Raw genomic sequence first — 13,282 nt, 5'->3', positions numbered from 1 at the left:
GGCCCCCCCCCACTACCTGGCGTCGGGCGAACAGATCGGGAGGATCGCCGCGACGGGGCAAAGCGGGGGCGGCCGGGTCATGCCGGCCGCGGGGTTTCGCGGACCAGCCAGAAGGGGACGTCGGTGACGTCCTTTTGCATGTCTTGCCAGTCAGGCATCAGGCCCCGCGTCAGCAGGTGGCCCCAGCCATCGATCCACTTCTGCTGGGCCCGGGCGTACAGCTCCAGCATGGCCGATGCATAGTGCAGCGGGCCGCCGATCAGCGGCAGCTCGCAGGCAATCTCGCGCGCATAGAAGGCCTCTGGCTCCGGCGCGAGGATCGCGCCCATGGCATCGAACTGCAACTCCTCATACATGGTGCGGGCGAACTCCAGGTTGAGTTCGGCCATGCGGCGCCAGTTGTCCGCCAGGTCGGCCTGCATGGCCTCGACCTGCTGCGCGCCGGAGAAGAAGGTGGGAAACGGCCGGAAGCCGAGCGGCCAGAAGGTTTGCATTGCGGTCATCATCACGGGAATCTCCGGTGGTGGGCGTGCGCGCAGCGGGGCGGCAGTTGCTGCACACGGCGATGCCGACATGCGGGCGGCACACCCGGACTAGCTTATGCGGTAATGGCGCGCATCGCCATGTCGGCATCCTGGCACCCGAGTGTGTCAGTCACTTGCACCCCAGCCGCCTGGCCAGCTTGTGCAGGTTGCTGGCATCGATACCCAGCTGGCGCGCTGCCCGCGCCCAATTGCCATCCTGGTCCTTCAATGCCTGTTCGATGCAGGCGCGCTGGGTTTGCTCGACCGCGTCGCGCAGGGTGATGCCTGCAGCAAGCGCCGGGGCGGCGAACGCGCTGGCCATGCCGGCGCCGGCAGGGTGTGCCGCGGGCACTTCCAGTCCGTCGAGGTCGAGCAGTTCAGGCTCCAGCGTCACGATGTCATTGCGGCCCGCGCCACGGCTGACGGCACGCAGCGCCGCGCGGCTGATCACGTGTTCCAGCTCGCGCACGTTGCCGGGCCAGCGGTAGCTGCGCAGCGCATCCTGCGCACCGCCTGACAGCCGCAGGCTGCGCAGCCCCAGGCGCGCGCGGTTCAGCTCCAGGAAGCGCCCGGCCAGCAGCAGCACGTCGTTGCCGCGCTCGCGCAGCGGCGGGATCGGGATCGGGTAGACCGACAGGCGGTGGTACAGGTCGGCGCGGAACGAGCCGTCGCGCACATGCTCGCGCAGGTTGCGGTTGGTCGCGGCAATCACGCGCACGTTGACGCGGCGCGGGCGGTCCGAGCCCAGCCGCTGGATCTCGCCGTTCTGCAGCGTGCGCAGCAGCTTGGCCTGGATCGCCAGCGGCAGTTCGCCGACTTCATCGAGGAAGAGGGTGCCGCCGTCGGCGGCCTCGAAGCGTCCCGGGCGCTCGCCGGTCGCGCCCGAGAACGCGCCGCGCGCGTGGCCGAACAGCTCGCTTTCAGCCAGCGACTCCGGCAGCGCCGCGCAGTTGACATGCACCAGCGGCTGCGCGCGCCGGCGCGACTGGCGGTGCAGCCGGTGCGCGAACAGCTCCTTGCCCACCCCGGTCTCGCCCAGCAGCAGTACCGGCAGGTCGGTATCGGCCACCACCTCCAGCTCATGCAGCAGGTTGGCGATGGCCTCGCTCTGGCCGATGATCTCGCCGCCGATGTCGCCATGCTGGGCCGTGCCTTCGTCGGCCTCGGGCGTGCCGCGTGCCAGCTGCAGCGCGCGGATCTCGCCTTCCAGCCGGGTGGTGCGGATGGCCGCTTCCACGATCACCGTCAGCCGCTGCAGCTCGGCCTGGGCCGCGGCATCGAAGGTGCCGATCGCCAGCGCATCCAGCGTCAGCGCGCCCCAGGGCTGGCCGTCCACGGCCAGGCTGGTGCCCATGCAGTCGTGCACCGGCAGCGGCTCGCCAACGTGCTCGTCGATCAGGCCGTCGTATGGGTCGGGCAGCATGCTGTCGTGATGGAAGCAGGTCACCCCGCGCCGCGCCAGGATCGCGGCCAGGCGCGGGTGCAGGCCGACCGCAAAGCGCCGGCCCAGCGCATCGCGCACCAGGCCATCGACCGCAACGGGGCGCAGGTGGTCTTCTTCCAGCCGCAGCAGCGCCACCGCGCCACAACGGAAATGCGTGCGCAGCATGCTGACCAGCCGCTGCAGGCGCACCGCATGCGGCAGGTCGGTGACAAGGTCGGCCAGCAACTCGGGATACATCGCGCTCGGTAGCATGGTTAAAAATACCATCAGGGTGATAAGTACCGCGAGAAGTATAGGGTATTAATTACCGTCGGTGTTTCAACCCATTGATCTGGATAGGTTTTTTTCAGGCACGTTCCTCGCGTAAGTCGTGCAGGCATAACTTACACATGGGAGCAACCATCATGACCTTGCAGGACCACTCGCTTGGCCAACTGGCCCGCCTGATCCCTGGTGCCACCCGGATCTTCCACGGCTACGGGCTGGACTTCTGCTGCGGAGGCAAGCAGACCCTGCGCGACGCCGCGCAGCAAAAGGGTCTCGATGCGGCTGCCGTCGGCACCATCGACGCCCAACTGCGCGCGCTGCAGGACGAAGGGCCGTCGGCACAGGACTGGAACACGGCGGCGCCGGCCGAGCTGATCGAACATATCCTCACGCGCTTCCATGCGCGCCACCGCGAGCAGTTGCCCGAGCTGATCCGCCTGGCGCGGCGCGTCGAGCAGGTGCACGGTGACCGGCCCGATTGCCCGCTTGGCCTGGCCGACCACCTGAGCGAGATGCTGGGCGAGCTGGAAACGCATATGCAGAAGGAAGAGCAGGTGCTGTTCCCGATGTTGTCGCGCGGCCTGCATGCCGCCGCGGGCCGGCCGATCACGGTGATGCGCGCCGAGCATGACGACCACGGCGTGGCGTTGCAGCGGCTGGCGGCGCTGACCAACGACATCACGTTGCCGCGCGCGGCCTGCAATACCTGGCGCGCGCTCTACCTGGGCCTGCGCACGCTGCGCGAAGACCTGATGGAACACATCCACCTGGAAAACAACGTGCTGTTCGAGGTCGCCACCGCCGCCGCGCAAGCCACTGGCTGCGGTTGCTCGACGCACGCCTGAGCCCTCCCGCCACCATAACCAACGACTTTCGCATCATGGGTTCCTACCGCAGACTCTGGTTCCTGCTGATCGCCGTGCTGGCGGTCACGTTCTCCCTGCTCGGCTACTACGGCGTCGAGGTGTACCGGCAGGCCCCGCCAATGCCGGCCAAGGTCGTCACGACCGAGGGCCGCACGCTCTTCACCGGTGAAGAGATCCTGGACGGCCAGACCGCCTGGCAATCCGTGGGCGGCATGCAGCTGGGCTCCATCTGGGGCCACGGCGCCTACCAGGCGCCGGACTGGACCGCCGACTGGCTGCACCGCGAACTGAGCGCGTGGCTGGAGCTGGCCGCGCAGGACGCCAACGGCCGGCCCTATGCGCAACTCGACGCGCCGGCGCAGGCCGCGCTGCGCGAGCAGCTGCGCACCGAGTACCGCGGCAATGCCACCGATCCGGCCACCAACGTGCTGACCGTGTCGAAGCGCCGCGCGCAGGCCATTGCCGACACCGCCGCCTACTACGACCAGCTCTTCTCCGACGCGCCGGCGCTGCACACCACGCGCGAGCACTACGCGATGAAGGAGAACACGCTGCCCAGCGCCGAGCGCCGCGAACAACTCACGCACTTCTTCTTCTGGACCGCGTGGGCCGCATCGACCGCGCGCCCGGGGCACGAAGCCACCTACACCAACAATTGGCCGCACGAGCCGCTGATCGGCAACCAGCCCACCAGCGAGAACGTGGTGTGGTCGGTAATCAGCGTGGTGGTGCTGCTGGCCGGGGTCGGCTTCCTGGTATGGGCATGGGCCTTCCTGCGCGGCAAGGAAGACGCGCCGCCGCAGGCGCCGGCACGCGATCCGCTGCTGGCCGTGGCGCTGACGCCGTCGCAGCGCGCGCTCGGCAAGTACCTGTTCCTGGTGGTGGCGTTATTCGTGTTCCAGGTGTTCCTGGGCGGCTTTACCGCGCACTACACCGTCGAAGGCCAGAAGTTCTACGGCATCGACGTCTCGCAGTGGTTCCCCTACGCACTGGTGCGCACCTGGCATATCCAGAGCGCGCTGTTCTGGATCGCCACCGGCTTCCTGGCCGCGGGCCTGTTCCTCGCGCCGCTGATCAACGGCGGCAAGGACCCGAAGTACCAGCGCCTGGGCGTCGACGTCCTGTTCTGGGCACTGGTGGTCGTGGTGGTGGGATCGTTCACCGGCAACTACCTGGCGATCGCGCAGAAGCTGCCTGCCCACCTGAACTTCTGGCTGGGCCACCAGGGCTATGAGTATGTCGACCTGGGCCGGCTGTGGCAGATCGGCAAGTTCGCCGGCATCCTGATCTGGCTGGTGCTGATGATGCGCGGCATCCTGCCGGCGCTGCGCGCGCGCGGCACCGACCGCAACCTGCTGGCGCTGCTGACCTCGTCGGTGGTGGCAATCGGCCTGTTCTACGGCGCGGGCCTGGCCTACGGCGAACGCACCAGCCTGACGGTGATGGAGTACTGGCGCTGGTGGGTGGTGCACCTGTGGGTGGAAGGGTTCTTCGAAGTTTTTGCCACCACCGCGCTGGCCTTCATCTTCTCCACGCTGGGCCTGGTGTCGCGCCCGATGGCAACGGCCGCCAGCCTGGCCTCGGCCTCGCTGTTCATGCTGGGCGGGATTCCCGGCACCTTCCACCACCTGTACTTTGCCGGCACCACCACGCCCGTGATGGCAGTGGGCGCCGCCTTCAGCGCGCTGGAAGTGGTGCCGCTGATCGTGCTGGGCCATGAGGCCTGGGAGAACTGGAGCCTGAAGCGGCGCGCGCCGTGGATGGCAGACCTGAAGTGGCCGCTGATGTGCTTTGTCGCGGTGGCGTTCTGGAACATGCTGGGCGCCGGGGTGTTCGGCTTCATGATCAACCCGCCGATCGCGCTGTACTACATCCAGGGACAGAACACCACGCCAGTGCATGCCCATGCCGCGCTGTTCGGGGTGTACGGGTTCCTGGCGCTGGGCTTCACGCTGCTGGTGCTGCGCTACGTGCGCCCGGCCTACCGGCTCAGTTCAACGCTGATGAAGACCGCCTTCTGGGGGCTGAACCTCGGCCTGGTGCTGATGATCGGCACCAGTCTGCTGCCGATCGGCATCATCCAGTTCCTGGCCAGCGTCGAGCATGGCACCTGGTATGCGCGCAGCGAGGCCTTCATGCAGCAGCCCATCCTGCAGACCCTGCGCTGGGTGCGCACCTTCGGCGACGTGGTGTTTATCGTCGGCGCGGTGTCGTTTGCCTGGCAGGTGGTGCTGGGGCTGGCGAATCGTACGCCGCTGGCGGCAGATGCGGCGACGGCAGGGATGAAGCCGGCGGCACGTTGAAAGATAGGGAGCGAGAGGCAGTGTTTGCCCGCCCGGGGTTCCGGGCGGGCTTTTTTATCCTGCCGATGCGTGGCGGCTCAACTGTTGCCAGCCTGCTGCGCCTCGGCCACGACTTCCCGGATGGCCTGCTCGAAAGCCTCCACCGGCTGCCCGCCGGTGACCAGGTAGCGGTTGTTGAAGATGATCGATGGCACCGACTGGATGCCCATGCGCTGGTACTCCTGGATTTCCGCGCGCACCGCATCGGCATAGTCATCGCTGTCCAGCACCTTGCGCGCCGCCGCGGCATCCAGGCCAACGGCCTGCGCGGCTTCGACCAGCACCTCGTGATTGCTCGGGTCCTTGCCATCGGCATGGTAAGCGCGCAGCAGCGCCAGCTTCAGCGGCAGCTGCTTGCCTTCCAGGCCCGCCCAATGCAGCAGCCGGTGGGCGTCGAAGGTGTTGTAGACATGGGTGCGCTCGCCAAACGGAAAGCCCACGCCGGCGCCGCGCTCGCGGATCATGGCCTGGGTCTCTGCGATCTGCGCCGGGGTGCGCCCGTACTTCCTGCCGAGATAGTCGACGATCGCCTCGCCCTCCGGGCGCATCCCCGGGTTGAGTTCAAACGGATGCACGACGATCTCGGCATCCACCGCATCGCCAAGGCGCTGCAACGCCAGTTGCAGCGAAGACAGGCCGATGGCGCACCAGGGGCAGGCAATGTCGGAGACGAAGTCGATCTTGATGGGTTGGGGCATGGCTACTCCTGGCATGGGCAGGGGTATGGCCCCGGCCCGGATCTGGAAATTGCCGACAGGGTAGCCTGACTGGCGAATCCTTGCAGGCGGGCGCCGCGGCCGTGGCCGTGGCGCCCGCCCCATACGAACCCGTCAGTCCCAGCGGCGCCCGTGGCCGTAGCCGTCATTGTGACCATGACGGTGTGCCCATTCGCGCTCGCGCCAGTCGCGGCGGTGGTCTCGATAGCCTTCGCGGTAGCCTTCCCGGTAGTAGCCCCGGTGGTAGTCGCTGCGATAGCCGCGGTCATAGTCATAGCGTACCGGGACCGGTGCCACCACGACGGGGCGCGGTGCCACCACTACCGGGCCGGGCGCATAGGCAACCGGAGCCGGCGCATACACCGGCGCAGGGGCATAGACCGGGGCTGGACGATAGACTGGCGCCGGCTGGGCCACCACCACGCCCGGCACGCCGATGCCGATATCGATATTCACACCGGCGTACGCCCCGGCGCTGGCCACCAGCATTGCACCACCTGCTACCGCCATTGCGATGATTCGTTTCATGGTTGCCTCCCAAGGGGCGTTGGACATGGGCTCACTGTAGGGGGCGGGCCTGTAATATGGGACGCGCGAAGTGTTGCAAGTGTGACGTGGTGTAACCCCGCTGCAGGGCCGGGACGTCCTGGCTACGCCTGTATCATGCAACCCCGTTGCCGAAGCCCTTTCCTTCCCTAGCTGCTCCATGCGCCGTACCGCCTTTGTCCTGCTGGCCCTGGCCGCCTTCACCGCCATCCCCACTGCAGCCACTGCCGCCGATATCCAGGCCGGCAAGGCACTCTTCGCCACGCGCTGCGCCTCGTGCCATCACGTCGGCCGCAACGCGCGCGCAGGCTTTGGCCCGCAGCTGAACGGCATCTTCGGCCGCGCCGCGGGCGGCACCAGCGATTTCCAGTATTCGGAGGCGATGCGCGCTTCAAAGGTGGTGTGGTCGCATGACACGCTGCGTGCCTTCATCCATTCGCCCGGCAAGGTCGTGCCTGGCACCAAGATGCGCTTCTGGGGGCTCAGTGACGACAAGCAGATCAGCGATCTGCTGGCTTACCTGCAGACATTGCAGTAGGCGGGAAATGCGGCCCCGGCCCTTCCCCGGCCAGCGCGTCATGCGGGTTCCGCAACGGGCACGCCTTCAACGACAGACACCCGCACCCGATACACCCATCCAGCTGGTCACGCAATTGCGTGAGCGTCCGGATCCGTTCATCCAGGTCATCGCGCCAGCTCGCCGACAGCCGGCGCCAGTCGGCCGCGGTGGGCGCACGCCCGTCCGGCAGCTTCTGCATGGCATCGGCGATCACCGCCAGTGGCAACCCCATGCGCTGCGCCACGCGGATCACGGCCAGGCGCCGCAGCACGGCACGCGCATAGCGGCGCTGGTTGCCGCCGCTGCGGGTGCTGGCGATCAGGCCACGCGATTCATAGAAATGCAGGGCGGATACGGCAATGCCCGTGCGCGCGGCGACTTCGCCGACGGAGAGTAGTTCTTCGGAAGGCGCGGCACGGCGCCGGCGTGGTGAGGGGGGCTTGTTCGCGGAGGCCATCGGCAGTGGAAGACACCAGTGGAACGGAGGAATGCCCATGCTAACACCAAGGCTGCGCTTGACCTCAATCTAGGTTGAGGTTTGATACTTGCGACTCCATTGTTCGCCACGCCTCAAATACAGAGCTGATGACCATGTTCCCGTTCTCGCCCTCATCCTTGCGTTCTCCTTCTATGCCCGCGCTGCCTTCAAGGCCCACCATGCCGGTTGCCCGCCCCAATCCCTCGCTGAGCCTCATCAATCCCGAGGGCCTGTACGACCCGCGGCCCAACGGCTATTCCCATGTGGCCATGGTGGAAGGCCCGGCCCGCATCGTCTATATCGCGGGGCAGGGCGGTGAGGACGCGGCCGGCTGCCTGCCGCTCGATTTCCCGCGCCAGGTGGCACGCGCCATGCAGAACCTGCGCATCGCGCTGCAAGCGGCAGGCGCCGACGTGGGCGATGTGGCCAAGCTCACGGTGCTGGTGGTCGACCACTCGCACGACCGCCTGCGCACCTTCGGTGCGGCGCTGCGCGAGATGTGGGGCGACAAGCCAACGCCGGCCTGCACGCTGATCCCGGTGCCGCGGCTGGCGCTGGACAACATGCTGTTCGAGATCGAAGCGACGGCGGTGCTGCCGGGCTGAACGCAACTCAACGACTGCGTGATCGCCGAAGTGGCGCGCGTGGTCGGGCGCGAGCGGATGAAGGGCAGGATTGCCTGCTGCCGCAAAGCAGGGCCTGGGCTGCACCGCTGCGGCGCTTTGCCGCAGCAGCTGTCCCATCTTCAGCGCGGTGCGGCGCTGAAAGTCTTGTTGACGATCTTCCAGACGCCGTCGATCTCCAGCAGCGTCATGTAGTCGGTGAAGGTCACGCCCGGGTATTCCAGCACCACCTTGGCCACACCGGCATTGCCCACCACATCGAACTGCGTGATAAAACGCTTGCGCTGCGCCTCGTCCGCCGCGGGATGGCCGGGGCAGCGCGCCGAGGCGAATTCCTCGACCGTCAGCGAATGCAGCTTGCCATCACGGAACGAGACGATGCGCGCGTCGGCGGCAAACGCCTTGTACATGAACTCGGCCTTGCCGGTGATATGGCCCTGCAGGTAATCCTCGATCGGCGCGAGCGCGGCCACGTGGCGGGAAGTCAGGCCCGTTTCTGAATACGTCATGGTCTCCTCCAAAACTGGGGCGGCACCGGGTACCACCCCATGCCGCAGCGTTGAAAGAGCTGATTGTATTCCAGTTTTGTATGCAAACGTGCGAGGCAGCGCCGCTCAGACCGATGTGACGATGAGTTCACGCAGCCAACTATGCGCCGGATCGCGATGCACGCGCTCTGGCCACAACATCGACATCTCATAGCCCGGCACTTCGACTGGTGGTTCCACCACCTTCAGTCCCGGCACGCCGCGCACCAGCCGCTCGGGCAGCATCGCCACCAGATCGGTGCTGGCAACGGCCGACGTGACAAACAGGAAGTGGGGCACTGACAGCACCACACGCCGCTGCATGCCGGCCAGTACCAGCGCCTCGTCGGTGACGCCATAGAAGCCGCCACCGTCCGGCGACACAATCACATGGTCGAGCGCGCAGAACTGCGCCAGCGTGGGCCGCCGCTTCAGCCGCGGATGGCCGGCGCGGCCCACCAGCACATAGCGCTCGGTAAACAGCGCACGCCGGTGCAGGCCCGGCGGCGAGCCATCGGTGGTATGGAAGGCCAGGTCCAGTTCGGCACGCTCGGCCTGCCGGGCGATGCGCGGCGGCACCATCTCGACCACGGCCAGGCGCGCGCCGGGCGCCGCCATGCGCAGCGCCTGCAGCGCCGGCAGCACGATGGTCGATTCGCCGTAGTCGGTCGCAGCCACGCGCCAGGTGTGGGTCGAGGCAGCGGGATCGAACGGACTATCGGACGAAACCGCATGCTCCAGTGCGCCCAGCGCCTCGCGCAAAGGTTCGCGCAGTGATTCGGCCTTGGCGGTGGGACGCATGCCGCGCGGGCCCGGCAACAGCAACGGGTCGCCGAAGTAATCGCGCAGCCTGGACAGGTGCACGCTGACGGAAGGCTGCGACAGGTGCAGCCGCTGGGCCGCGCGGGTCACGTTGTGCTCGGACAGCAGCACATCCAGCGTCACCAGCAGGTTCAGGTCGAGCCGCCTGAGATTAGTCATGGCAATACCTGGGATATTGGATATTCATTTCTAATATAGCGGACGACGGCCTATGCTGGTTTCACTCAATCATTGGAAGCTGCTGTCATGAATGTATTGCTTGTCTATGCCCACCCGGAGCCGAGGTCGCTCAACGGGGCGATCCGCGACTTTGCCGTGCAGCGCTTGCGCGATGCCGGGCACCAGGTCCAGGTCTCGGACCTGTATGCGATGCAATGGAAGGCCCAGCTCGACGGCGCCGATACCAAGGCGCAGCCGGGCGATGCGCCCTTCCACCCGTCACTGGATTCCAAGCACGCGTTCGAGAACGGGCTGCAGAGCGATGACATTGCGCATGAGCAGGAAAAGCTGCGCTGGGCCGACACGGTTATCCTGCAGTTCCCGCTGTGGTGGTTCTCGATGCCGGCCATCCTGAAAGGCTGGGTCGAGCGCGTCTACGCCTATGGTTTTGCCTACGGCGTCGGCGAGCACTCTGACGAACGCTGGGGCGACCGCTATGGCGAGGGCAGCCTCGCCGGCAAGCGTGCCATGCTGGTCGTTACCACCGGCGGCTGGGAATCGCACTACAGCCCGCGCGGGATCAATGGCCCGATCGACGACATCTTGTTCCCGATCCACCACGGCATCCTGTACTACCCCGGGTTTGACGTGCTGCCGCCGTACCTGGTGTATCGGACCAGCAAGGTTGATGAGGCGCGCTTTGCTCGGATTCGCGAGGAGTTGGGCGAGCGGCTGGATGCGCTGGGGACGACCGCTCCGATTCCGTTCCGGCGGCAGAACGCGGGGGACTACCGGATTCCGCAGCTGACGCTTCGCGAGGAGGTTGCGCCGGGAACGGTGGGGTTCGCGGCGCATGTGGAATAGGGACGGCAACCGACGGCCGCCCTGGTGGACTTACTCCGCCCGAATATCCGCCCGCGCCGCCACCGCCCGCATCTCGGGCAATTCCTTCTCCACCCGCGCCTTCACCGCCGCGCCATTGCCATAAGCCGGCGTCAGCGCCAGTTCGACCATGCGTGCCTTGGTAGCCGGCGCGTTGGCGACGTCTGCCAGGGCCTTCTCCAGTTTCTGCTGTACTGGCGCGGGCAGGCCCGCGGGTGCCAGCAGCGCGAACCACGTGCCCATCTGGAAGCCGGGATACCCGCTCTCCGCGACAGTCGGCACTTGCGGCAACGCCGGCAGTCGCTGCGGCGACAGCACCGCCACCGGCCGGATCTTGCCGCCCTTGATCAGCGGCAGGGTGGCCACGACGGTATCGACGGCGACCTGCACCTGGCCGCCGGCCAGCGCGGTCAGGCTGGGGGCGCTGCCGTTGAAGGGCACGTGGACCATGCGGATGCCGGTGGCGGACTTGAGCATCTCCGCGCCGAAATGCACCGAGGAGCCGGCGCCGAACGAGCCGTAGGAGAACTTGTCGGGGTGGGCCTTGGCCTGCGTCACCAGATCCTTGAGCGTGGTGATCTGCGTGTCCGGGTTGGCTACCAGCACCAGGCTCATGTCGGCGACCAGGCCCAGCGGGGTGAAGCTCTTGATGGGGTCGTAGCCCAGGTGTTGGCGGATGGCCGGGTTCAGCGTCAGCGTGGTGCTGGCCGCCAGCAGCAGCGTGTAGCCGTCGGGCGCGGCCTTGGATACCTGGGTGGCGCCGATCACGGTGCTGGCGCCGGGCTTGTTCTCGACCACTACCGACTGGCCGAGCTTTTCGCCGAGGCCGACTGCCAGCAGGCGGCCCAGCACGTCAGTGGCGCCGCCCGCGGCGAAGGGCACCACCAGCCGGATCGGTCGGTCCGGCCAGGATTGGGCCTGCGCGGCGGCGGGCGTTGCGGACAGCACCGCGGTCAGGGCGGCGGCGCAGGCGAGAAACGGCTTCGGGGGCATTGCGGTCATCGTTGGCACTCCTGCCGGCAGTTGTAGGAATAGAAGGCAATCGGAAGCAATACGAAGCGGGGCCGGGACCAGCCGAAGGCTCAATCGAGCCAGGGGCTGCGCACGCGCGAGAAGCCGCCGGCCTGGTCATAGGCATGGCCGAGCTGCAGCACGGCGGCGTCGGCCTGCGCGGGGCCGATGATCTGGATGCCGGCCGGCAGGCCCTGGCGGCCGAAGCCGGCGGGTGCGGCCAGGGCGGGCAGCCCGGCCATGGTGGCCGGCACCACGACCTGCATCCAGCGGTGGTAGGTGTCCATGTCGCGGCCGTCGATGGTGTGCGGCCAGTCCCAGTCGGCATCGAACGGAAACACCTGCGCGGCCGGCAGCACCAGGTAGTCGAAGCGCTCGAACAGCGAGCGCAGTGCCTGGTACCACGCGCTGCGCTCGCACAGGGCTTCGTACACGCGCGTGCCCGGCAGGGCCAGGCCGCGCTCGATCTCCCATGCGGCCTCGGGCTTGAGCAGCGCGCGCCTGGCCGGGTCGTGGTACAGCGCCGCGTTGGCGCCAGCCACCGAGAAGCTGCGCAGGTCGATCCACGCGTGCCACAGCCGCTCCAGGTCGAACTCGGGCAGCGCGGTGTCCACGGTGCAGCCGAGCGTGCGCAGGTGCGTGAGCGCCTGCTCGCAAGTATCTAGCACGCCGGCTTCGGTCGGCAGGTGGCCGCCCAGGTTGCCCAGCCAGCCGATGCGCACGCCGGCCCAGTCGCGTTCGGGCGGCAGCGTGAAGGTGCCGGGCGCTTCGGCGCGGTGCGTCAGCGGCAGACGCGCGTCGAAGCCGGCCTGCACCGACAGCAGCAGGGCCAGGTCCGGCACGTTGCGCGCCATCGGGCCGGCCACGCTGAACTGCTGGAAGAAGACCTCGTCGCCCGGGCCGTGCGGCACGCAGCCGACCGAGGTGCGCAGGCCATACACGTGGTTGAACGCCGCGGGCGTGCGCAGCGACCCCATCATGTCAGAGCCATCCGCCACCGGCAGCATGTGCAGCGCCACGGCCACCGCGGCGCCGCCGCTGCTGCCGCCGGCGGAACGCGCCGGGTCGAAGGCGTTGCGGGTGGTGCCGTAGACCGGGTTGTAGGTATGGCCGCCCAGGCCGAACTCCGGCGAGTTGGTGCGCCCGACGAAGACCGCGCCGCCGGCGCGCATGCGCTCGAAGATCACGGCGTCGTACTCGCTGACCTGCCCGGCGAAGATCGGCGAGCCCTTGGTGGTGACCATGCCCGCGGCCGGGCTGATGTCCTTGGGCGCCTGCGGGAAGCCGTGCAGCGGGCCGCGGCTGGCGCCGCGTGCCAGTTCGGCGTCGAGCCCGGCGGCCTGCGCGCGCAGGGTGTCGCGCTCCACCGGAGCCACGATGGCATTGACGCGCGGGTTGTGGCGGTCGATCTGGCCAAGGAAGGCATCGAGCACTTCCACGCACGAGACCTCGCGCGCATGGATGGCGCGCGACAGGGCGACGGCATCGAGTTCGGTGATGGGATCGGGGGTCCGGG

The 13,282-nt window shown here is 67.9% G+C and carries 14 protein-coding genes; 5 read left to right on the top strand and 9 right to left on the bottom strand.

Annotated features, from left to right (window positions below; translation table 11 throughout):
• Window positions 1-77: 77 nt before the first annotated feature.
• Together AC3WRR_RS30225 and norR are read right to left on the bottom strand one after the other, a co-directional pair.
• Window positions 78-506, bottom strand: a complete 429-nt coding sequence (locus AC3WRR_RS30225) for a polyhydroxyalkanoate granule-associated phasin (RefSeq protein WP_010810644.1) — start codon at window positions 504-506, stop codon at window positions 78-80.
• Between the two features lie 148 nt (window positions 507-654).
• Window positions 655-2,220: a nitric oxide reductase transcriptional regulator NorR gene (gene norR, locus AC3WRR_RS30220; RefSeq protein ID WP_492298911.1), complete on the bottom strand. Its 1,566-nt coding sequence runs from the start codon at window positions 2,218-2,220 to the stop codon at window positions 655-657.
• Between the two features lie 152 nt (window positions 2,221-2,372).
• Here norR and ytfE point away from each other — a divergent pair, with 152 nt between their 5' ends.
• Both ytfE and AC3WRR_RS30210 read left to right on the top strand, forming a co-directional pair.
• On the top strand, window positions 2,373-3,080 hold the full coding sequence (ytfE, locus tag AC3WRR_RS30215; RefSeq protein WP_058697350.1) for an iron-sulfur cluster repair protein YtfE: 708 nt from the start codon (window positions 2,373-2,375) through the stop codon (window positions 3,078-3,080).
• A gap of 35 nt (window positions 3,081-3,115) precedes the next feature.
• A complete protein-coding gene (locus tag AC3WRR_RS30210) occupies window positions 3,116-5,404 on the top strand; it encodes a nitric-oxide reductase large subunit (RefSeq protein ID WP_439669407.1) in 2,289 nt (762 codons plus the stop codon).
• Between the two features lie 77 nt (window positions 5,405-5,481).
• Here the strand turns inward: AC3WRR_RS30210 and AC3WRR_RS30205 are convergent, their stop codons facing one another.
• Both AC3WRR_RS30205 and AC3WRR_RS30200 read right to left on the bottom strand, forming a co-directional pair.
• On the bottom strand, window positions 5,482-6,141 hold the full coding sequence (locus tag AC3WRR_RS30205; protein ID WP_011617788.1) for a DsbA family oxidoreductase: 660 nt from the start codon (window positions 6,139-6,141) through the stop codon (window positions 5,482-5,484).
• Between the two features lie 132 nt (window positions 6,142-6,273).
• Window positions 6,274-6,687 carry a hypothetical protein gene (locus tag AC3WRR_RS30200; protein WP_037024710.1) on the bottom strand — a complete coding sequence of 138 codons (414 nt, stop codon included), beginning with the start codon at window positions 6,685-6,687 and terminating at the stop codon, window positions 6,274-6,276.
• 178 nt (window positions 6,688-6,865) lie between these two features.
• Between AC3WRR_RS30200 and AC3WRR_RS30195 the strand changes: the two genes are divergently transcribed.
• Window positions 6,866-7,243 carry a c-type cytochrome gene (locus tag AC3WRR_RS30195; RefSeq protein ID WP_010810822.1) on the top strand — a complete coding sequence of 126 codons (378 nt, stop codon included), beginning with the start codon at window positions 6,866-6,868 and terminating at the stop codon, window positions 7,241-7,243.
• Here the strand turns inward: AC3WRR_RS30195 and soxR are convergent.
• Complete coding sequence (gene soxR / locus AC3WRR_RS30190; RefSeq protein WP_010810823.1) at window positions 7,206-7,721, bottom strand: redox-sensitive transcriptional activator SoxR; 516 nt, start codon at window positions 7,719-7,721, stop codon at window positions 7,206-7,208. The two genes, AC3WRR_RS30195 and soxR, sit on opposite strands and share 38 nt — an antisense overlap.
• Before the next feature lie 200 nt (window positions 7,722-7,921).
• Here soxR and AC3WRR_RS30185 point away from each other — a divergent pair, with 200 nt between their 5' ends.
• A complete protein-coding gene (locus AC3WRR_RS30185; RefSeq protein ID WP_018315435.1) occupies window positions 7,922-8,347 on the top strand; it encodes a RidA family protein in 426 nt (141 codons plus the stop codon).
• Window positions 8,348-8,487: 140 nt separating this feature from the next.
• On the opposite strand, the gene AC3WRR_RS30180 is transcribed toward AC3WRR_RS30185, so the two are convergent.
• Together AC3WRR_RS30180 and AC3WRR_RS30175 are read right to left on the bottom strand one after the other, a co-directional pair.
• Entirely contained in the window at window positions 8,488-8,874 is a 387-nt protein-coding gene (locus AC3WRR_RS30180; RefSeq protein ID WP_010810825.1) for a nuclear transport factor 2 family protein, read from the bottom strand.
• Between the two features lie 105 nt (window positions 8,875-8,979).
• Window positions 8,980-9,873 (bottom strand): LysR family transcriptional regulator, encoded by an 894-nt coding sequence (locus AC3WRR_RS30175; protein ID WP_058697344.1) that lies wholly within the window; start codon window positions 9,871-9,873, stop codon window positions 8,980-8,982.
• Between the two features lie 87 nt (window positions 9,874-9,960).
• On the opposite strand from AC3WRR_RS30175, the gene AC3WRR_RS30170 reads away from it, so the two are divergent.
• A complete protein-coding gene (locus tag AC3WRR_RS30170) occupies window positions 9,961-10,737 on the top strand; it encodes an NAD(P)H-dependent oxidoreductase (protein WP_439672165.1) in 777 nt (258 codons plus the stop codon).
• 30 nt (window positions 10,738-10,767) lie between these two features.
• On the opposite strand, the gene AC3WRR_RS30165 is transcribed toward AC3WRR_RS30170, so the two are convergent.
• Both AC3WRR_RS30165 and AC3WRR_RS30160 read right to left on the bottom strand, forming a co-directional pair.
• On the bottom strand, window positions 10,768-11,757 hold the full coding sequence (locus AC3WRR_RS30165) for a Bug family tripartite tricarboxylate transporter substrate binding protein (protein ID WP_058697342.1): 990 nt from the start codon (window positions 11,755-11,757) through the stop codon (window positions 10,768-10,770).
• A gap of 80 nt (window positions 11,758-11,837) precedes the next feature.
• Window positions 11,838-13,265, bottom strand: a complete 1,428-nt coding sequence (locus AC3WRR_RS30160) for an amidase (protein WP_492293872.1) — start codon at window positions 13,263-13,265, stop codon at window positions 11,838-11,840.
• Window positions 13,266-13,282: the final 17 nt, after the last annotated feature.

The organism is Cupriavidus sp. FW305-3-2-15-C-LB2, assembly GCF_058787575.1.
The sequence above is the reverse complement of the archived record's forward strand: the minus strand, read 5'-3'. Positions and strand labels throughout refer to the sequence as shown.

Coding starts and splice junctions, on each gene's coding strand:
- ytfE (WP_058697350.1), top strand. CDS start 2,373: ATGACCTTGCAGGACCACTCGCTTGGCCAACTGGCCCGCCTGATCCCT.
- norR (WP_492298911.1), bottom strand. CDS start 2,220: ATGCTACCGAGCGCGATGTATCCCGAGTTGCTGGCCGACCTTGTCACC.
- soxR (WP_010810823.1), bottom strand. CDS start 7,721: ATGGCCTCCGCGAACAAGCCCCCCTCACCACGCCGGCGCCGTGCCGCG.
- AC3WRR_RS30225 (WP_010810644.1), bottom strand. CDS start 506: ATGATGACCGCAATGCAAACCTTCTGGCCGCTCGGCTTCCGGCCGTTT.
- AC3WRR_RS30205 (WP_011617788.1), bottom strand. CDS start 6,141: ATGCCCCAACCCATCAAGATCGACTTCGTCTCCGACATTGCCTGCCCC.
- AC3WRR_RS30200 (WP_037024710.1), bottom strand. CDS start 6,687: ATGAAACGAATCATCGCAATGGCGGTAGCAGGTGGTGCAATGCTGGTG.
- AC3WRR_RS30180 (WP_010810825.1), bottom strand. CDS start 8,874: ATGACGTATTCAGAAACGGGCCTGACTTCCCGCCACGTGGCCGCGCTC.
- AC3WRR_RS30165 (WP_058697342.1), bottom strand. CDS start 11,757: ATGACCGCAATGCCCCCGAAGCCGTTTCTCGCCTGCGCCGCCGCCCTG.
- AC3WRR_RS30175 (WP_058697344.1), bottom strand. CDS start 9,873: ATGACTAATCTCAGGCGGCTCGACCTGAACCTGCTGGTGACGCTGGAT.
- AC3WRR_RS30210 (WP_439669407.1), top strand. CDS start 3,116: ATGGGTTCCTACCGCAGACTCTGGTTCCTGCTGATCGCCGTGCTGGCG.
- AC3WRR_RS30195 (WP_010810822.1), top strand. CDS start 6,866: ATGCGCCGTACCGCCTTTGTCCTGCTGGCCCTGGCCGCCTTCACCGCC.
- AC3WRR_RS30170 (WP_439672165.1), top strand. CDS start 9,961: ATGAATGTATTGCTTGTCTATGCCCACCCGGAGCCGAGGTCGCTCAAC.
- AC3WRR_RS30185 (WP_018315435.1), top strand. CDS start 7,922: ATGCCGGTTGCCCGCCCCAATCCCTCGCTGAGCCTCATCAATCCCGAG.